Here is an 18,605-nt window from a genome sequence, read left to right as displayed (position 1 = left end):
ATGTGGGGCGGCCGCTTCGCCGAGGGGCCGGCAGCGGTGATGCGCGAGATAAATGCCTCGATCCCGTTCGACAAGCGCTTGTGGAAACAGGATGTCGCCGGCTCCAGGGCTCATGCCGCCATGCTCGGTGCGCAGGGCATCGTTTCGGCCGAAGACGTCGCGGCGATCGTCGCCGGGCTCGATCAGGTCGCGACCGATTATGAGACGAATGGCGTGGCCGAGGATATGGTCCTCGAAGACATCCATATGCAGACCGAGGCGCGGCTGGCCGAGGCGATCGGCCCGGCGGCCGGGCGGCTGCACACCGCCCGATCGCGCAACGATCAGGTCGCGACGGATTTCCGGCTCTGGGTTCGCGACGCGATCGACTCGGTCGATGCAGGCCTCGCGCATTTCCAGCAGGCACTGCTGACCCGTGCCGAGGAACATGCCGACAGTGTGATGCCCGGCTTCACCCATCTGCAAAGCGCCCAGCCGGTGACGCTCGGCCATCATCTGATGGCGTATCACGAGATGGTCGCGCGCGACCGCGGCCGCTTCGCCGATGCACGCGCGCGGATGAACCGGTCGCCGCTCGGCTCGGCGGCGCTCGCCGGCACCGGTTTCCCGATCGACCGGGAAATGACGGCGGCGGCGCTCGGTTTCGACGGGCCGATGCGCAACTCGCTCGACGGCGTGTCCGACCGCGACTTCGCGATCGAATATCTGACTGCGGCGGCTCAGTGCGCGCTGCACCTGTCGCGCCTGGCCGAGGAGTTCATCCTCTGGGCATCGCAGCCCTTCGGCTTCGTCTCGCTGTCGGACCAATGGTCGACCGGATCGTCGATCATGCCGCAGAAGCGCAACCCCGACGCGGCCGAGCTGGTGCGCGGCCATTCGGGGCGGATCATCGGCTGCCTGACCGCGCTGATGATCACGATGAAGGGCCTGCCGCTCGCTTATTCGAAGGACATGCAGGACGATAAGCCGCCCGTGTTCGAGGCGCACGACCTGCTCGGCCTGTCCGTCGCCGCGATGACCGGCATGGTGGAAAGCGCGACCTTCCGCACCGGGCGGATGCGCGGCCTGGCCGAAGCCGGCTTCTCCACCGCGACGGACCTGGCCGACTGGCTGGTGCGCGAAGCAGGCGTGCCGTTCCGCGAGGCGCATCACATCACCGGCCGCGCGGTGAAGCGGGCGGAAGAGCTGGGCATCGCGCTCGACGCGATTCCCCTGGCCGACCTGCAGGCAATCGATGCGCGGATCGACCAACGCGTCTATGACGTGCTCGGTGTCGATGCGTCGGTGGCCAGCCGGACCAGTTTCGGCGGTACCGCGCCGGCGCGGGTAAGGGCCGCGATCGCGGCGGCGAGGAAGGAAAGCGGATCATGAAACGCGCCATGCTATTGAGGGCGACCCTGGCCGCGATCACCCTGTCCGGCTGCGGCGTGCGGCAGGATCTGAAGCCGCAGAAAGGCGACGCACTGCCGGTGGCACCCTATGGTGCCGCTAAAGCGCCGACTCCCCAGGAATTGCTCAAACCGAGCAACCAGGCACGCCCCGCCCGCAGCGACGAGCTCCTCCGCAATTCCGAGGACCGCCGCAGCGACGATTACGACCTCCCACCGAATTGAGCAGATGGACCATTTCAGTCTTGTCGACGGCGCGATGCACGCCGAGGGCGTTCCGTTGGAGCGCATCGCCGATGCGGTCGGCACCCCCGTCTATGTCTATTCGCGCGCCACGCTGACGCGGCATGCACGCGTGTTCCGCGAGGGACTCGCTGGTGTCGAGCGCGCCCATTTCGCTTATGCGATCAAGGCCAATCCCAATCTCGCGGTGCTCAAGGTGCTGGCGGATGAAGGCTATGGCGCCGATGTCGTGTCGGGCGGCGAGCTCGCCCGCGCCCTGGCCGCCGGCATGAAGGCCGAAGACGTGGTGTTTTCTGGGGTCGGCAAGACCCGGGTGGAATTGCTGCGTGCGCTCGATGCCGGCCTCGGCCAGTTCAACCTCGAGCTCGAGGAGGAAGGCGAGGCGCTGTCCGGCCTTGCCGCCGGGATGGGCATCCGCGCCAATGCGACGCTTCGGGTCAACCCCAATGTCGATGCCGGCACGCATGCCAAGATCTCGACGGGCAAGAGCGAGAACAAGTTCGGCGTGCCGATCGATCAGGCGCCGGCGATCTTCGGCCGGCTCGCCGCGCTGCCCGGCCTCGCGATGCGCGGCGTCGCCATCCATATCGGCAGCCAGCTGTTCGATCTCGCGCCGCTCGAGGCGGCGTACACCCGTGTCGGCGAACTGGTCGCGCAGCTCCGCGCGGCCGGCCATCCGATCGAGCGGGTCGATCTCGGCGGCGGCCTGGGCGTGCCGTACAAGGCCGGCGACAATCCGCCGAGCCCGGCCGATTATGGCGCGATGGTGGCGCGGGTGACCAAGGGCTGGAACGTCACGCTGATGTTCGAGCCGGGGCGCGTCATCGCGGGCAATGCCGGCATATTGCTGACCAGGGTGATCTGGGTGAAGCCCGGCGTGACCAACCCCTATGTGATCGTCGATGCGGCGATGAACGATCTCGCCCGTCCCGCCCTGTACGATGCGTGGCACGACTTCGCGGCGGTCCGCCCGACCGGCGAGCGGATGATCGCCAATATCGCGGGGCCCGTCTGCGAGAGCGGCGATACCTTCGCGATGGGGCGCGAGATCGACGCCGTGAAATCGGGCGACCTCGCGATCTTCCGTACCGCCGGCGCTTATGGCGCGACCATGGCCAGCACCTATAACAGCCGGGCGCTGGTGCCCGAGGTGATGGTCGATGGCGACAGATTCGCGGTGGTCGCCGACCGGATCGATCCCGAGACGATCATCGCCGCCGAACGGTTGCCGGAGTGGCTGACCGCGTGACCCTGCACAGCCTGCCGCTGTTCGTGCGGCTGGCGGGCCGGCAGGTCATCCTGCTGGGGGAGGGCGAAGCGGCCGATGCCAAGCGGCGTCTGCTCGGGCGCGCCGGCGCGGTGATCGGCGGCGAGGACGCCGACGCGGCGCTGGCGATCGTGGCGATCGCCGACGAGGCACTCGCCGCGGCAGCAGTGGCGCGGTTGAGGGCGCGGGGTATCCTGATCAACGCGGTCGACCGGTCCGAATGGTGCGATTTCACCCTGCCGGCGATCATCGACCGGGATCCGGTGCTGATCGCGATCGGCACCGGCGGCGCATCGGCCGGGCTCGCCGCAGCGCTGCGCCAGCGGATCGAGACGATCCTGCCCGCAAGTCTGGGCGGCCTGGCGACCGCGCTCCACCATGCGCGCGCCGCGCTCCGGCGGAAACTGCCGGCGATCGACGACCGCAGGCGCGCGCTCGGCGCGGCGCTTGCGCCGGGCGGCGCGCTCGATCCGCTGGCCGCCACGGCGGACATGGTGCCGGAATGGCTGGCTGGAGGCGGTTTGGCGCCCGGTGATCGCCTGGTGTCGATCCGCCTGCGCTCGACCGACCCCGACGATCTCACCATCGGCGAGGCGCGCCTGCTTGGCCTGGCCGATCGCATCTACCATCGCGCCGACATTCCGGCGGCGATTCTCGATCGGGCACGGGCCGATGCGGTCCGGACCCTTTGCACCACATCGCCGGTTGAGCCCGGTCCGGGACTCGTGATCTATATGGAGCTGGCATGAGCGGATTTGCGTATCGCGTGCGGAGCGGAAAGGCCGAGCGGATCGAGATCAAACAGGCCCTGGCCAGTGAGGCCGACCTGATCTGGGTCCATCTGACCACCAACAACGAGCATGCCCAGACATGGCTGGTCGAGGAAGCCAAGGCGCCCGACTATATCGTCGACGCGCTGACCGCGACCGAGACGCGTCCGCGCTGCGATGCGCTGGGCAATGGCGCCTTTCTCAACCTGCGCGGCCGATCGAGCGAGGAGACGCTGTCGTCGGAACCGCTCGCCTCGGTGCGAATCTGGGCGACGAAGGGCCGCGTGATCTCGGTGACGCGGCGGGCCCTGATCGCGGTCGACGATGTGGTGGAGACGATCGAGAGCGGCCAGATCCGCGACCCGGGCGACCTGATCGCCGAATTCGCCTCGGCGATCACCCGCAATCTCGACCCCGAAGTCGCCGATCTGGGCGATACGCTGGACGATTGCGAAGCCGATCTCGACGCCGACAAGGTGTTCGAGCTGCGCCGCCACGTCACCAAGGTGCGCGTCGCCGCGATCGGCTATCGCCGCTTCCTCGCGCCGCAGCGCGCAGCGATCGAGAAGCTGGCGGCGCTGCCCTGCGACTGGCTGCAGGATGACGACCGGCTGCACCTCAACGCCGCGGCCGACCGTGCCGCCCGCATGGCGGAAGAGCTCGAGAGCATTCGCGAGCGCGCCGCGCTGATGCACGAGGCGCTGACCGATCTTCGCGCCGAGCAGATCGACAGCCGGGCGCTGATCATCTCGATCGCGGCGATGATCTTCCTGCCGCTGACCTTCATCACCGGCCTGTACGGAATGAACGTCAAGGGGCTGCCCTATGCCGAGGAGCCCTGGGCCTTCGATGCGATCATGGCGGGGTGCACCATCGTCTCGGTCGCCATCGTCATCTATTTCATGCGCCGGCACTGGTTCGGGCGTGGGTGACCGCGACGGTTGGAAAGCGCCGCCGCCACGCCTAGTTAGGGCGGGTGAGCAAGTCCGCCGTTACCGCCCGAATCGCCAACGGCGTCTCCTCGATCCGGGCTGAGGACTGGAATGCGTGTTCCGGCACGGCCAATCCCTTCGTCACCCACGACTTCCTCTCGATCCTCGAGGAATCCGACAGCGCGGTCGCCGAGACCGGCTGGCAACCCATCCCGATCGTCATCGACGGCGCCGACGGAAAGCCTGCTGCGATCGCCCCGGCGTACGGCAAGAGCCATAGCCAGGGCGAATATGTCTTCGACCATGGCTGGGCCGATGCCTGGGAGCGGGCCGGCGGGCGCTATTACCCCAAACTCCAGGTCGCCGTGCCCTTCACTCCGGCGCCGGGCCCGCGCCTGCTGTTGCGCGACCAGGGGCTGGCGCCCGCCCTCATCGCCTCGATCGAGGCAGTGACGGATCAGCACGATCTTTCCTCCGCGCACGCGACCTTCGTCGCGTCCGACCAGCTGCCCTTGTTCGAGGCGGCCGGTTGGCTCATTCGGGCGGGCACCCAGTTCCACTGGCACAATCAGGGCTTTGCCGGGTTCGACGATTTCCTCGGCGAACTGGCCAGCCGCAAGCGCAAGGCGATCCGCAAGGAGCGCAGCAATGCGGTCGACGGCCTGACCATCCGGCACGTCACCGGCGCCGATATCGCCGAGGCCGACTGGGACGCCTTCTGGATCTTCTACCAGGACACCGGCTCGCGCAAATGGGGCCGGCCCTATCTGACCCGCGCCTTCTTCTCCCTGCTCGGCCAGCGCATGGCCGACAGGGTGCTGCTGATCCTGGCCGAGCGGAACGGCAGCCCGATCGCCGGCGCGCTCAACCTGATCGGCGCCGACACGTTGTATGGCCGCTATTGGGGCTGCACCGAGGAAGTGCCCTTCCTCCATTTCGAGCTCTGCTATTACCAGGCGATCGACGCGGCCATCGCGCTCGGGCTGAAGACGGTGGAGGCCGGCGCGCAGGGCGAGCACAAGCTGGCGCGCGGCTATGTGCCCGAGCCGACCTGGTCGGCCCATTACATCCCCGATCCCGGTTTCAGGAAGGCGGTCGCGCACTTCCTTGAGCAGGAGCGGCAGGCAGTGGCGTCGGACCGGGAGTGGCTGGGGGAGGCGACGCCGTTCCGCCGAGGGCCCTGAGCCGCTCGAGCGCTTGCCGCCGCGCGCGGATCTCCAGCGCGCGTACTTCCTCCGGGAACAGCGGCACCGGCTCCAGCATCGCCTGGTGGTCGACGCGGAACAGCGCGCTGTTGCCGTCGCGCCAGATCTCGACCAGACCGGCATTGTATTTCGCATCATAGGGCGGCGGCTGGATCAGCCAGACATAGTCGAAGGCATCGCGCGGAAAGCGCGCCAGCGACAGCGAGATGGTCCGCCACCATTCGCCCCGGCAATATTTCTCCGTGACGATCTGCGACGCGTCATGCGCGAAGTTGCGCGCCGGCGCATAGCGCGTGGTCAACAGCTGCGCGCCCGCCATCGACCATTGGTCATTGGTATAGGCGAGCTTCCGCACCAGCCCCATCGCCGGCAGATGCTCCAGCCGGGTCATGAACCAGGACGGTCGGCATTCGGTGCCGACGAAGCTGATCACCTTGGCGCCTACCGGGATATGGTCCAGCGCCTTGAGCTCGCGGTCATAGGTCCGGTCGAACATCCAGAAGCTCGCCGTCGTCGCGCCGATGCGGACGAGAAAGAAGCCGAGACCGAGCAATGCGACCAGTGCCGCATGCCGGATCGGCACGCCCGGCCGCGGCCGCAACGCGATGACCGCGATACCGATCATGAACGGTGCGAGCCGCATATCGGCATAGGCGGACCCGAAGACGATGCGCGGCAGCAGGATGAACACCGCCAGCAGGAACAGTGCCGACAGGCCCAGATTGCGCGAATATTCGATCGTCGGATCGCGGAAACCCTTGAACAGGATCAGGTAGAGGATCGCGGCCGAAGCGATGTCGAACAGCTGCCAGCGATCCTTCAGGACCATCGTCAGCCACATGATCTTGGCGCGCCAGTTGAACCAGTCGCCGGTCTCGCCGCCGACATGATGGCCGCTGCGCCACATCACCATCAACACCATCGGCAATGCGAGCGGCAAACAGCTGAGGCCAGCGCGAATCCAGGCGTTGAGCCAGCGATGGCCCTTGTCGTGCTGCCGCACCATCTCCGCCGAAAAGGCGAGCACGCCGAGCACGCCCCAGCCGAAGGTGTGGCAGACCCAGAGCGCGCAGGACAGCGGTACGAAGATCGCCGCGCGAAGCCCGAACCTGCCTTGCCGGGCCAGCCGCAGCCACAGAGCGAACATGTTGAGCGCCAGCGCCATCGCCAGCGCGAAGTTCACGAAGCCGAAATGGAAGGGATAGCTGTAGGCGATCGGCAGCGCGAACAGAGCGGTCGCCGGGATACGCCCGTGCACCTCGCGGGCGATCCACAGGAAACCGGTCACCGTCAGCGCCGGGATGGTGATGACGATCAGCTTCACCGCCAGCTCCAGCCCGACCAGCTTGGCGAGCGGGATGATCAATATGTCGATCCCGAGATTGCCGATCAGCTGCCAGCTGAAATTATACCATTCACCCAGCCAGGGCGCCTGGTGCATGTCGAGCTGGACCCGGTAGCGCCCGAGATGCCCGGGCAGGTCGACCAGGGGCGGAATATCGGGCTTGAGCAGCGGAATGATCGCGACGAACGCCGCCAGTGCCACGAACCAGCGCGTCTGCCACCAATGTAGCTTGTCGACATCCCCCTGCATGGGTGGGCCTTACCGCGATGCGGGCTGCGTAAACAAGCCGCGTTCGACGCGGTACAGCGCAAGCCCGGCGGGGGGGACCGCGACGGGATGGAGCCAGGCGGGGTGCCGCCCTGAGTGCAGCTGATTCACCAGCTGCACGCCCCCGCTCGCGTCGTCGCCCAGCTCGGCGAAGCTGTCGGGGCAGAGCGCGACATAGTCGATCCGCCATTCCTGGCCGATGACGGCGGCATCCTCGGGCGTGCCGAGAAAGAAGCGATAGACCGCGAGATTGCCGGCATTGTTGCGGTGATAGGGTGCCCCGACCACCTCCAGCGGGGTCGCGGCCAGCGCATAGGCGCCCAGATCGAGCGGTGCGAGCAGCCGGCCCCGCGGCAGCCGCGCGAGCGTCGCCAGTGCCTCTGGCGAGGTGCAGCTTCCCGCCGGACGATCGCCGGCAGGCATCGGCTGGTGCGGGGTCAGCGCATCGGCCGCCAGCGGATAGAGCATGCCGGCCGAAGCAAGCCAGGCCCCGGCGAGCCAGGCTGCTCCCCGCCGCCTTGCGGCGGCGATGACGGCGGCAAGCGCCGGGGCGGCCAGGATGGCGCCGGCATAGGCGCCGCGAAGCTGGAAACAGGTCAGGCCCAGGGCGGCGAACTGGATGACGAGCAACGCCGCCCAGCGGGTATCGCGCGTCGCGTACAGCCGCCACAAGCCGGCGGCGATGCCGGCGATCATCACGCCGGCATAGCCGATCGCGACGCCGGTCGGGGCATCGAACAGGGGCTGCGCCTCGCCGACCTTGCCCAGCCATAGCCGCGCCAGCAGCGGATCGACCATGGCATAGGGCCGCAGGCATTGCGGCGTCAGCGCAATCACGCTGCCGCCGATCGAGCCCACGACCAGCAGGGCGAGCAGCGCGCGCGTCGCCGGCCTGGTGATGTCGCGTGCCGCCAGCGCCATCAGCATCGGCGCGAAGGCGGCGATGATGGCACCGCGCCAGGCGGTGGCGGTAAAGCCGTCACAGCCGGGATAGCCCCATTGGCTGGTCTTGAAGACGATCGTCGCGCCAAGCAGCCCGGCCCCAAGCGCGATGCCGAAGCCCATCATCCGGTCGTCCGCGGCGTGCCGGGCGAACAGCCATTCGACCGCCATGACGAGGCCGGCGGCGGCAAGCAGGGGCGCCGTCTCCATGCCGATCACCAGGCTGGCCGCCGCGGCCAGCCCCGCGGTGAGGCCGTGCCCGAGCGTGGGCGGACTGACCAGCGTCCGCATGACGAGCAGCAACAGCACGATCTGCGCGCCGTGATGATCGATTCGTCCGGGCAGGAAGATCGTCGTGACGGGAAAGGCGATCGCGGCGACCACGACGGCGGTGCGCGCCACGTCCGGACCGCCGATCGCGCGCGCGATGCGGCCGACGAGGAACAGCGCCGCGGCGAACAACAGCGTTGGCCAGGTGACGACCGCGACGATTTCGGCCTGGTGCGCGCCGATCCACGGCGTCAGTACCGCGATGATCGCGCCGGGTGCCAGATCGGGCAGGCGCGACCAGTGCATCGCAAGGCCCGGCGCCGCGCCCAGGCGGTGCTGCGAAAGATCGTTGAAGGGCTGCCCCGCCAGCCAGTCGCGAATCTGCTGCAGGCGCACGGCATCGTCGGTGTCGGGCAGGCGAAGCGCCGACAGCTGGTGCCAGTCGCGAAAGGCCCAGACCGTCGCGAGCAGGCAGGCGAGCAGAATCGCCACGAGCGCATCGCCATAGACCTGCCGTCGTTCGGTGCCCGTCCCCATGAGACGGGCCTAGCGCGGTCAGGTTAAGGCGGAGTTAGGGGCGATGACGCTGGGCCGATCGTCGCCCGGCGCCCGGATCACTCCCGGTCGCGGCGCCCGAGCAGGCGCAGGCGCAGCGCGTTGAGCTTGATGAAGCCCGCCGCGTCGCGCTGGTCATAGGCGCCCTGATCGTCCTCGAAGGTCACGACCTTCTCCGAATAGAGCGAATTGGGCGACTTGCGGCCGACTACATAGACCCCGCCCTTGTAGAGCTTGAGCCGGACGGTGCCCGCCACCTTCTCCTGGCTATGATCGATCGCCGCCTGGAGCATCTCGCGCTCGGGCGAGAACCAGAAGCCGTTATAGATCAGCTCGGCATAACGCGGTGCCAACTCGTCCTTCAGATGCGCCGCGCCGCGATCGAGCGTGAGCTGCTCGATGCCGCGATGCGCGAGATAATAGATGGTGCCGCCCGGCGTCTCGTACATGCCGCGCGACTTCATGCCGACGAAGCGATTCTCGACCAGGTCGAGCCGGCCGATGCCGTGCTTGCGCCCGAGATCGTTGAGCTTCGCCAGCAAGGTGGCGGGCGACATCGCCTCGCCGTTCACCGCGACGCCGTCGCCGCGCTCGAAATCGATCGTGATGAATTCCGGCTGGTCGGGCGCATCCTCGGGATTGACGGTGCGCGAATAGACGTAATCCGGCACCTCCTCCCACGGATCCTCGAGCACCTTGCCCTCGGACGAAGTGTGCAGGATGTTCGCGTCGGTCGAGAAGGGCGCTTCGCCGCGCTTGTCCTTCGATACCTGGATCTGGTGCTGCTCGGCGAATTCGATCAGCCGGGTGCGGCTGGTGAGATCCCATTCGCGCCACGGCGCGATCACCTTGATGTCGGGCGCGAGGGCATAATAGCCGAGCTCGAAACGGACCTGGTCGTTGCCCTTGCCGGTCGCGCCGTGGCTGACCGCGTCGGCGCCGACCAGCTTCGCGATCTCGATCTGGCGCTTGGCGATCAGCGGCCGGGCGATCGAGGTGCCGAGCAGGTACAGGCCCTCGTACAGCGCGTTGGCGCGCATCATCGGGAAGACGTAATTGCCGACGAACTCCTCACGCAGATCGTCGATGAAGATATGCTCGGGCTTCACGCCGGCGGCCTCGGCCTTGCGCCGCGCGGGTTCGAGTTCCTCGCCCTGGCCGAGATCGGCGGTGAAGGTCACCACCTCGCATTGATAGGTCTGCTGGAGCCATTTCAGGATCACGCTGGTGTCCAGCCCGCCCGAATAGGCGAGGACGACCCTGTTGATACCGGCTTCGCCGGCGGGGCGATTGATCTTGTCGATCATGAAAGGGCTCCGAAGATGCTGGAAAGAGTGTTGGGAAATCGGCCCGCGCTCTAAGGGGCGGGCGCCGGTTCCGCAACCTCGATGGTCCGGATCAGCCCGGGCAGATAGGCCCCGAGCGACGCCGCGCGGTAGAAATAGCTCGCCATGAACGCCCACCAGATGCCGCTCTCGCCGAACGGCCGGAGGAGCAGGTCGGTCGCGACATAGAGCGTCGTCGCCAGAATCGCGGCGTTGCGCAGCGCCTTGCCGCGGGTGGCGCCGATGAAGATGCCGTCGAGCAGCCAGGCGGGCACGCCGATCGCCGGGACGATCGCGGCAAAAGGCAGCAGGGCCATGGCCTGCGCCCGCACGTCCGCATTGGTCGCGAAAAACGCGATCAGCGCCGGGCCGGCCGCGAAGAAGATCAGCGCGAAGCCGATTCCCGCCAGCAGCGAGAATTCGCCGGTCAGCCGGATTGCCCGGACCATCGCCGGTCGAGACCGTGCGCCGATCGCCTGCCCGACGCGCGACTCGGCGGTGAAGGCGAAGCCGTCGAGCACGAAGGCGGCGACGCTGACGAACTGCAACAGCACATAATTGGCCGCGAGCGCGGTCTCGCCCAGCCGCGCGCCGGCATTGGTGAACCACAGGAACAGCGACAGCAAAGCGATGGTGCGGATCATGATGTCGGCATTGACCGCGAACAGCCGCCTGAGCGCCCCGCCGCCGAACAGCGCCGGCGAGAGCATGCGCCGCCAGTCGATGCTGCGCCCGGCGATGACCAGCCCGACCGCGAGTGAGATCCATTCGGCGCTGGCCGTGCCGAGCCCGACACCGCGGGCGCCCAGATGGAAATGCCACACGAACAACAGATCGAGCGCGATGTTCACCAGGTTCATCACGATCTGCAGCACCAGCGCCGCGCGCGTCCGGCCCAGCCCGAACAGCCAGCCATTGATCGCGAACACCGCCAGGCTCGCGGGCGCCCCCAGAAAGCGCGCGCTGACATAGCCATGCGCCGCCGCGTCGAGCGCCCCGCCGCCCGCCATCGTCTCCAGCGCAAGCGGGATCAGCACGATCTGGAGCGCGAACAGCGCGACACCCAGCAGGAACCCCGCCGCCACCCCGCGCAGCAGCATGGCCTCGACCTCCGGCGCGTCCCCCGCGCCTTCGGCCTGCGCGGTCATCCCGGTCATGCCCATGCGCAGGAAGCCGAAGGTCCAGAAGATCATGTTGATCACGACCGTGCCGAGCGCGACCCCGGCGAGCGCGGCGGCGTCGCCGGTCCGCCCGATCACCGCGGTATCGACCAGCCCGACCAGCGGCACGGTCGTCTGGCCGAGCATGATCGGCCAGGCCTGGGCGAAGATCGCGCGACGGGTCAGCATTGTGGCCATGCGCGCTTCGGATAGGCACCGCGGGACCATCACGCTAGCCTTGCGTCCGCACGACTCGGATGAGGTGACCCATGGCCGAGAACAAGACTCAGGCGACCGACGCGAGCGTCGACGCCTTTCTGGCAAAAGTCGAACCCGAACAACGCCGGGCCGACGGACGCGTGCTGCTCGACATGATGGCGCGCCTCACCGGCGAACCGCCGATATTATGGGGACCGTCGATCATCGGCTTCGGCAGCGTGCATTACCGTTACGAGAGCGGGCGCGAAGGCCATATCTGCCGGATCGGCTTCTCGCCGCGCAAGGCGCAGCTCGTGCTCTATCTCGCCGCCGGCCTGCCCGGCCGCGATGCGCTCCTGGCCAAGCTCGGCAAGCATTCGCTCGGCAAGGGCTGCCTCTACATCAGGACGCTGGCCGATGTGGACGGGACGGTGCTGGAGGAGCTGATCGCCCGGTCCTGGGCCTTCAAATCGGCGGCCTAAGAGGGACCTCCCTTCGCCTCCGGACTTGTGTGGCGAAGATAATGACCCTTCGGCTCAATCCAGGTCCGGCCCCAGTGCCGGATCCAGGTCGCGCGGCCGCACGAACAGCGCCAGCGACGCACCGCCGGCTGCGACATCTCGCCACGACTCCACCTCGAAACATAATTGCGCGGTGCTCGCGGTCGGGAACTTCGTCTCGACATCGTCGCGCAGCGGCTGCTCGTCCGAATCGGGCACCAGCAGCAGCACCAGGTCCTCCAATCCCGGATTATGGCCGATCAGCAGCGCATCGTCGGCGCCTTCGGGCAGCTCATGCACCACGTCGAGCAAGGTTGTCGCGGAGGCGAGATAAATACGCCGGTCCCAGGCGGGGGCCAGCGCCGCGCCGTAACCGGTCGCGACCTGCTCGATCGTTTCCATCACCCGCACGGCGGGGGAGGCGACGACCTGGTCGAAACGCAGCCCCAGGGTCCGCCAGTTGCGCCCGACCAATTGGGCGGCACGCTTGCCCTTGCCGTTGAGCGGCCGATCGAAATCGCGCAGCACCGGATCGTCCCAGCCCGATTTGGCATGGCGAAGGAGCGTCAGCGTCTTCATCCCGGCAAGCGTCTCCGTCAGGCTTCCTCGCGCGCCTCATGCCCTAGCTGCGTGAAGGAAGGAAGACGGCCCGCACGCACCACCGCTTCATCGAGGGTGACGCGAGACACCGATACGCCGGGCGGAAAGGCGGTCAGCAGCCGCGACGGCATCGCCGCGGAGAGCAGGACGAACATGCCATGGTCGTCGGCGCGCCGGATCAGCCGGCCGAACGCCTGGGCCAGCCGGGCGCGCACGATCCGGTCGTCATAGGCGCTGCCGCCCCCGGCGAGGCGTCGCGCGGCATGCAGCACGGTCGGTTTGGGCCAGGGCACGCCCTCCATCACCACGAGCCGCAGCGACCGGCCCGGCACATCGACGCCGTCGCGCAGCGCATCGGTGCCGAGCAGCGAGGCCGACGCATCGTCGCGGAAGATATCGACCAGGGTGCCGGTATCGATCGGGTCGACATGCTGGGCATAGAGCGGCAGCCCGTCACGGGCGAGCCGGTCGGCGATCCGCGCATGCACCCCGCGCAGCCGGCGAATCGCGGTGAACAGCCCCAGCATGCCGCCGCCCGAGGCGACACCGAGCCGCGCATAGGCATTGGCCAGCGCCCCCATGTCGCCGCGCTTCACATCGGTGACGATCAGCACTTCGGCCTGGGACGCATAGTCGAACGGGCTGACTGCCTCGAACCGGCTCGCCCCGCGAATCAGGTGCTGCGCCCCGGTGCGCGCCTCGGCCACTTCCCAGTCGCCGCCGCCGCGCAACGTCGCCGAGGTGACCAGCGCGCCATGCGCCTGTTTCAGCACCGTCTCGGCAAAGGGCTTGCTCGGGTCGAGCCAATGGCGGTGCAGCCCGATATCATATTCGCGCCCCTCGATCCGGTCGACCGCCAGCCAGTCGACATAATCAGGCGTCGCCGGCCCGCCGATCCGCGCGAGCAGGGACAGCCAGGCTGCCACCGTCTCGGCGCGCCAGCCGATCGAAGCGATCGCGCCTTCGATCCGTGCCCGGGCTGGCCCGTCCATCCAGTCGGGCGCTTCCGCCAGCACGGCTTCGAGCCGCCGGCCCAGCGTGACGAGTGGCCGCACCAGCGCATCGAGCGCATGTGCGGCGGGTGCTGCGGCCTCGATCAGCGCTGGATCGGGCTCGGCCAGCTCGGTCTCCAGCCCGTATCCCGCATCGCCCTGCGCTTCGGCACGGGCATAAGCGAGGCCGCGCACCGCCGCGAGCAGGGTCTCGATCGGCCCGAACGGCACGCCTTCGCTCAACCGCTGCAGCCAACCGTCCGCGGCGAGCGCGCCCGCGGCCTTGATCGCCTCGGCGATGGCGATGCCGCCACCTTCATCATAGCTCGCTACGTCGGAGAGGCGCRCTGCCAGCCCGCGCCGCCGCCCGCGTCCACCCGATTCGGGGCCGAGGATCCAGCGCCTGAGCTCGATCGTCTCCTGCCCGGTCAGCGCGGTCGAGAACATCGAATCCGCTGCGTCGAAGATGTGGTGGCCCTCGTCGAACACATAGCGCGTCGGCCTGGTCGCCAGTTCGCGTCCCCGCGCGGCGTTGACCATCACCAGCGCGTGGTTGGCGATGACGATATCGGCCTCGGCGCTCGCCCGGGCGGCGCGCTCGATGAAGCATTTCCGGTAATGCGGGCAGCCGGCATAGACGCATTCGCCGCGCCGGTCGGTCAGCGCGGTCGATCCGTTGCGGCGGAACAAGGTAGGCAGCCAGCCGGGCAGATCGCCCCCGACCATGTCGCCATCGGCACTATACGCCGCCCAGCGCGCGACCAGCTGCGCCAGGATCGCGGCGCGCCCGGCGAAGCCGCCCTGCAGCGCGTCCTCCAGGTTGAGCAGGCAGAGATAATTCTCCCGCCCCTTGCGCGTGACGACCTTGACCGTGCGGATCTCGGCATCGGGGAACAGCCGCGCGCTCTCATGCCCCAATTGGCGTTGCAGCGCCTTGGTGAAGGTCGACACCCACACCGCGCCACCCGCCTTTTCCGACCAGAGCGAAGCGGGGGCGAGATAGCCGAGCGTCTTGCCGATCCCCGTGCCTGCTTCCGCAAGCACCATGTTCGGCGCGTCGCGCACCATGCGCGGACCGAATGCCTCCATCGCCGCCTGGGCGAAGGCGCGCTGGCCGGGGCGCTGCTCGGCGCCATTGCCGGTCAGATGCGCGAGCCGGGCCTGAGTCTCCTCCGGATTGAGCGTGATCGTGCGCGGCGCCGGGCGCGGCGCGACTTCGGACCATTCGGGCAGCTTCGAGAATAGCCAGCGCTCGGCGGTTGCGGGTTTCGCCAGCCGGTCGGCAACGACCGGCGCCCAGGTCCAGCGCAGCCGGAACAGCGATTGTGCCGCCGTCCAGGCCCCTTCGCGCTCCGGCCAGTCGCCCTTGGGCATGTCGAGTAATGTCTCGGCGGCACGACGCAGGAAAGCGGCGACCTCTGCGTCGGTCGCGGGCGCCTCAAGCCCGGTCTCCCGCGCCAGCCCGCGCGGCGTCGGCACCATGAAGCGCGCCGGGCAAAGGAAGGCGAACAGCTCGAGCACATCGAGCCCCGACAGATCGGCATAGCCCAGCCGCTGCGCGATCAGCGGCGCATTGAGCACGATCACTGGCGTGTCGGCCGCGATCCGGATCGCCTCGCCCCGCCCGATCGGCCGCGTGCCCTCGGCATCGGCGATCCAGATGCCGCTATGGCTCGCATGCAGCGCGGGATGGGGGAGGGAGACCACGCCATCCCATCGCGCGAATGGAACGAAATGGCAACGGCGACCCGTCGCATTGGGTGGCCCCGCAACCCCTTTGCCTTCCCCGGCGGAGGCCGGGGTCCAGTTGGGAAGGCCGTAGTTCGAAGCGCAACGCCCATCGTTGACGTCCCCCAACTGGACCCCGGCCTTCGCCGGGGAAGCGCTGGCGTCAGATGTTACAGGATTCCGTTCGTCTCGATTGAGAGGTCAGGCAGCGTCACGCTCCGCAACGGCTCGCCCACCGCGACGGACCGGCTGTTCCGGAATCCGCTTTCCGCAGGTTGCCAGAGCTGATGAATCTGCGCCGCGGGCAGATCGACGACCCAATATTCCGGGATTCCATGTGCGGCATAGACCATCGCCTTGGTGCCGAGATCGTAGCTGATCGTGCTGTCGGACACCTCGATCAGCAGCGCGACCGACTCAACCGGAACATAGCCATCGCCTTGCGGGGCGCTGGTGAGCACGACGTCGGGCTCGGGGGCGCCATAGGGCGGCAGCGCCACCGTCGTTTCGCTCTGCGCCGAATAGGGCGAGCCCAGCGCTTCCAGCGCGCGGCGCAGGCGATAGGTAAGCTCGTTCTTCGCGAAGGAGTGGCGCCGGTACTGCGCGTTCATCTCGACGATCACCCCCTCGATAAGCTCGGTCTTCGCAAGATGGGAAAAGGTGCCGGCGCGCAGCAACAGCTCATAATCCTCGATCCGGAGTTTGACCGGCCGCGGCACGTTGAGGGGAGCGATCAGCGTCACTCGGTGAGTATAGCATTTGCGGCGCGGCTGCCAAATCGGCAAAGAGCGCGCATGACTGCACCCGAACTCCTCCCCGCCGACCTCAGGTCTGCCGCCCTTGAGTCCAAAGCCTGGCCCTATGAAGAGGCGCGCAAGCTGCTCAAGCGCTATCCGGATGGCAAACAGGGTGCGCCCGTGTTGTTCGAGACCGGCTACGGCCCCTCGGGCCTGCCGCATATCGGCACGTTCAACGAAGTGCTGCGCACGACGATGGTGCGCAACGCCTTTCACGCGCTCAGCGACACGCCGACCCGCCTCGTCGCCTTTTCGGACGACATGGACGGGCTTCGGAAAGTGCCGGACAATGTTCCGAACAAGGCGATGCTGACCGAATATCTCGGCAAGCCGCTGACCAGGGTGCCCGATCCGTTCGAGAAGTTCGAAAGCTTCGCGCACCACAACAACGCGATGCTGCGCGATTTCCTCGATCGTTACGGCTTCGACTACGAATTCCTGTCCTCGACCGTGGAATATGCCTCGGGCCGGTTCGATCCGACCCTGAAGCTGATCCTGCAGCGCTACCAGGCGATCATGGACGTGATGCTGCCGACGCTCCGCGCCGAGCGCGCCGCGACCTATTCGCCGATCCTGCCGATCAGCCCGAAATCGGGCATAGTGCTTCAGGTGCCGGTCGAAGTGGTCGACGCCGAGGCGGGGATCATCGCCTTCATCGATGAGGGCGACCGGATCGAGCAGTCGGCGCTCGGCGGCATGGCCAAGCTGCAATGGAAGGTCGACTGGGCGATGCGCTGGACCGCGCTTCAGGTCGATTACGAGATGTCGGGCAAGGACCTGATCGACAGCGTCACCCAGGCGTCGAAGATCACGCGCGTGCTCGGCGCCCGCCCGCCCGAGGGCCTCACCTATGAGATGTTCCTCGACGAAAAGGGCGAGAAGATCTCCAAGTCCAAGGGCAACGGCCTCAGCCTCGACGACTGGCTGACCTATGGCCCGGAGGAAAGCCTCGCCTTTTACATCTACCGCGAGCCGCGCAAGGCCAAGTCGCTGCACATGGGCGTCATCCCGCGCGCCGTGGACGAATATTGGCAGTTCCGCGGCAATTATGCCGGGCAGGAGCTGAAGGAGAAGCTCGGCAACCCGGTCCATCATATCCATGACGGCAAGATGCCGACCGGCGAATTGCCGGTGACCTTCGGCCTGCTGCTCAACCTGGTCGGCGTGATGGGCGATGCGACCAAGGAGCAGGTCTGGAGCTATCTCTCCAACTACGTGCCTGATGCCACGCCCGAGGCCTATCCCGAGCTCGACCGGCTGATCGGCCATGCGCTGGCTTATGGCCGCGATTTCGTCGCCCCGACGCTCCAGCGCCGCGCGCCCGAGGGCGTGGAAGTGGCGGCGCTGCAGCAGCTCGACGCCGATCTCGCCGCGCTCCCGCCCGAGGCGAGCGCCGAGGAGATCCAGAACCTGGTCTATGAGATCGGCAAGACCGGCGGTTTCGAAAATCTGCGCGACTGGTTCAAGGCACTGTACGAGACCCTGCTCGGCTCCTCGCAGGGCCCGCGCATGGGCAGCTTCATCGCGCTTTACGGCATCGAGAACAGCCGCAAGCTGATCGCCGAGGCGCTGGCGCGCTGACGACAGGCTCATGCTGATCCGGCCGGCCCGAGCGGAGGACGCAGCGGCGATCTGGTCGATCATCGGCCCGGTCATCCGTGCCGGCGAAACCCATGCGCTGGACCGCCTCATGCCAGAGGCCGACGCGCTCGCTTATTGGGTGGGCGCCGACAAGCAGACGTTCGTCGCCGAGGACAGCGGCCGGGTGCTCGGCACCTATTATCTCCGGGCGAACCAGGCCGGGGGCGGCGGGCATGTCGCCAATTGCGGCTATATGACTCACGCCGATGCGCAGGGCCGCGGGCTCGCGCGGTCCATGGCTGAGCATTCCCTCACTCACGCACGGTCGCGCGGCTTTCGCGCGATGCAGTTCAACTTCGTGGTGAGCAGCAACACACGGGCGGTGCGGCTCTGGCTGTCGCTCGGCTTCGACATCGTCGGAACGCTGCCATTGGCCTTCGAGCATCCGACAGACGGGTTCGTCGACGCCTTCGTGATGTTCCGGCAGCTTTGATGCCATCTCTCCCTCTCCGCTTGTGGGAAGGGTGAGGGGGAGTGAGG

General features: G+C 67.9%; 16 protein-coding genes. 9 read left to right on the top strand and 7 right to left on the bottom strand.

The window, feature by feature from the left end; all coding sequences use genetic code 11:
- Genes argH through AC1DX5_RS06395 form a run of 6 tightly spaced genes read left to right on the top strand, consistent with a single transcriptional unit; the run spans position 1 to position 5,784 of the window.
- Entirely contained in the window at positions 1–1,371 is a 1,371-nt protein-coding gene (gene argH / locus AC1DX5_RS06420; RefSeq protein ID WP_478014624.1) for an argininosuccinate lyase, read from the top strand.
- Entirely contained in the window at positions 1,368–1,613 is a 246-nt protein-coding gene (locus AC1DX5_RS06415; RefSeq protein ID WP_478014598.1) for a hypothetical protein, read from the top strand. Before argH ends, AC1DX5_RS06415 begins: the two co-directional genes overlap by 4 nt.
- A gap of 4 nt (positions 1,614–1,617) precedes the next feature.
- The gene (lysA, locus tag AC1DX5_RS06410; RefSeq protein ID WP_465171083.1) at positions 1,618–2,880 is read left to right on the top strand and encodes a diaminopimelate decarboxylase; all 1,263 of its coding nucleotides are present in this window, start codon (positions 1,618–1,620) and stop codon (positions 2,878–2,880) included.
- Complete coding sequence (locus AC1DX5_RS06405) at positions 2,877–3,647, top strand: NAD(P)-dependent oxidoreductase (RefSeq protein WP_478014623.1); 771 nt, start codon at positions 2,877–2,879, stop codon at positions 3,645–3,647. The genes lysA and AC1DX5_RS06405 overlap by 4 nt, the downstream gene beginning before the upstream one ends.
- On the top strand, positions 3,644–4,600 hold the full coding sequence (locus AC1DX5_RS06400; protein WP_465171082.1) for a zinc transporter ZntB: 957 nt from the start codon (positions 3,644–3,646) through the stop codon (positions 4,598–4,600). Before AC1DX5_RS06405 ends, AC1DX5_RS06400 begins: the two co-directional genes overlap by 4 nt.
- A 44-nt stretch (positions 4,601–4,644) precedes the next feature.
- Positions 4,645–5,784, top strand: coding sequence for a GNAT family N-acetyltransferase (locus tag AC1DX5_RS06395; protein ID WP_478014597.1), 1,140 nt, complete (start codon positions 4,645–4,647; stop codon positions 5,782–5,784).
- Here the strand turns inward: AC1DX5_RS06395 and AC1DX5_RS06390 are convergent.
- The 4 genes from AC1DX5_RS06390 to AC1DX5_RS06375 all read right to left on the bottom strand — a co-directional run bounded on the left by AC1DX5_RS06390 (position 5,684) and on the right by AC1DX5_RS06375 (position 11,867).
- The gene (locus tag AC1DX5_RS06390; RefSeq protein ID WP_465175187.1) at positions 5,684–7,399 is read right to left on the bottom strand and encodes a hypothetical protein; all 1,716 of its coding nucleotides are present in this window, start codon (positions 7,397–7,399) and stop codon (positions 5,684–5,686) included. The genes AC1DX5_RS06395 and AC1DX5_RS06390 overlap by 101 nt on opposite strands.
- Positions 7,400–7,408: 9 nt before the next feature.
- The gene (locus tag AC1DX5_RS06385; RefSeq protein ID WP_478014596.1) at positions 7,409–9,166 is read right to left on the bottom strand and encodes a hypothetical protein; all 1,758 of its coding nucleotides are present in this window, start codon (positions 9,164–9,166) and stop codon (positions 7,409–7,411) included.
- A gap of 77 nt (positions 9,167–9,243) precedes the next feature.
- A complete protein-coding gene (locus tag AC1DX5_RS06380; protein ID WP_478014595.1) occupies positions 9,244–10,491 on the bottom strand; it encodes an argininosuccinate synthase in 1,248 nt (415 codons plus the stop codon).
- A gap of 50 nt (positions 10,492–10,541) precedes the next feature.
- A complete protein-coding gene (locus AC1DX5_RS06375; protein ID WP_478014594.1) occupies positions 10,542–11,867 on the bottom strand; it encodes an MATE family efflux transporter in 1,326 nt (441 codons plus the stop codon).
- 71 nt (positions 11,868–11,938) lie between these two features.
- Here AC1DX5_RS06375 and AC1DX5_RS06370 point away from each other — a divergent pair, with 71 nt between their 5' ends.
- Positions 11,939–12,349: a DUF1801 domain-containing protein gene (locus AC1DX5_RS06370; RefSeq protein ID WP_478014593.1), complete on the top strand. Its 411-nt coding sequence runs from the start codon at positions 11,939–11,941 to the stop codon at positions 12,347–12,349.
- 54 nt (positions 12,350–12,403) lie between these two features.
- Here AC1DX5_RS06370 and AC1DX5_RS06365 read toward each other — a convergent pair whose 3' ends face one another.
- The 3 genes from AC1DX5_RS06365 to AC1DX5_RS06355 form a co-directional block, all read right to left on the bottom strand.
- A complete protein-coding gene (locus AC1DX5_RS06365) occupies positions 12,404–12,946 on the bottom strand; it encodes a SixA phosphatase family protein (RefSeq protein WP_478014592.1) in 543 nt (180 codons plus the stop codon).
- A gap of 17 nt (positions 12,947–12,963) precedes the next feature.
- A complete protein-coding gene (locus AC1DX5_RS06360; protein WP_478014591.1) occupies positions 12,964–15,666 on the bottom strand; it encodes an ATP-dependent DNA helicase in 2,703 nt (900 codons plus the stop codon).
- A 191-nt stretch (positions 15,667–15,857) separates the two neighbouring features.
- On the bottom strand, positions 15,858–16,430 hold the full coding sequence (locus tag AC1DX5_RS06355) for a Uma2 family endonuclease (protein WP_478014590.1): 573 nt from the start codon (positions 16,428–16,430) through the stop codon (positions 15,858–15,860).
- A gap of 51 nt (positions 16,431–16,481) precedes the next feature.
- Here AC1DX5_RS06355 and AC1DX5_RS06350 point away from each other — a divergent pair, with 51 nt between their 5' ends.
- Positions 16,482–18,065, top strand: coding sequence for a lysine--tRNA ligase (locus AC1DX5_RS06350; protein ID WP_478014589.1), 1,584 nt, complete (start codon positions 16,482–16,484; stop codon positions 18,063–18,065).
- 10 nt (positions 18,066–18,075) lie between these two features.
- Positions 18,076–18,558 carry an N-acetyltransferase family protein gene (locus AC1DX5_RS06345; protein WP_478014588.1) on the top strand — a complete coding sequence of 161 codons (483 nt, stop codon included), beginning with the start codon at positions 18,076–18,078 and terminating at the stop codon, positions 18,556–18,558.
- Positions 18,559–18,605 lie beyond the last annotated feature (47 nt).

The sequence above is a fragment of the Sphingomonas sp. P2_B6 genome (genome assembly GCF_056404755.1).
This window is presented reverse-complemented; position numbering and strand designations above follow the sequence as displayed.

Excerpts from the sequence above, each read along its gene's own strand:
- AC1DX5_RS06345 (WP_478014588.1), top strand. The coding sequence starts at position 18,076 with ATGCTGATCCGGCCGGCCCGAGCGGAGGACGCAGCGGCGATCTGGTCG.
- AC1DX5_RS06390 (WP_465175187.1), bottom strand. The coding sequence starts at position 7,399 with ATGCAGGGGGATGTCGACAAGCTACATTGGTGGCAGACGCGCTGGTTC.
- AC1DX5_RS06365 (WP_478014592.1), bottom strand. The coding sequence starts at position 12,946 with ATGAAGACGCTGACGCTCCTTCGCCATGCCAAATCGGGCTGGGACGAT.
- AC1DX5_RS06380 (WP_478014595.1), bottom strand. The coding sequence starts at position 10,491 with ATGATCGACAAGATCAATCGCCCCGCCGGCGAAGCCGGTATCAACAGG.
- AC1DX5_RS06370 (WP_478014593.1), top strand. The coding sequence starts at position 11,939 with ATGGCCGAGAACAAGACTCAGGCGACCGACGCGAGCGTCGACGCCTTT.
- lysA (WP_465171083.1), top strand. The coding sequence starts at position 1,618 with ATGGACCATTTCAGTCTTGTCGACGGCGCGATGCACGCCGAGGGCGTT.
- AC1DX5_RS06400 (WP_465171082.1), top strand. The coding sequence starts at position 3,644 with ATGAGCGGATTTGCGTATCGCGTGCGGAGCGGAAAGGCCGAGCGGATC.
- AC1DX5_RS06350 (WP_478014589.1), top strand. The coding sequence starts at position 16,482 with ATGACTGCACCCGAACTCCTCCCCGCCGACCTCAGGTCTGCCGCCCTT.
- AC1DX5_RS06385 (WP_478014596.1), bottom strand. The coding sequence starts at position 9,166 with ATGGGGACGGGCACCGAACGACGGCAGGTCTATGGCGATGCGCTCGTG.
- AC1DX5_RS06375 (WP_478014594.1), bottom strand. The coding sequence starts at position 11,867 with ATGGCCACAATGCTGACCCGTCGCGCGATCTTCGCCCAGGCCTGGCCG.
- AC1DX5_RS06415 (WP_478014598.1), top strand. The coding sequence starts at position 1,368 with ATGAAACGCGCCATGCTATTGAGGGCGACCCTGGCCGCGATCACCCTG.
- argH (WP_478014624.1), top strand. The coding sequence starts at position 1 with ATGTGGGGCGGCCGCTTCGCCGAGGGGCCGGCAGCGGTGATGCGCGAG.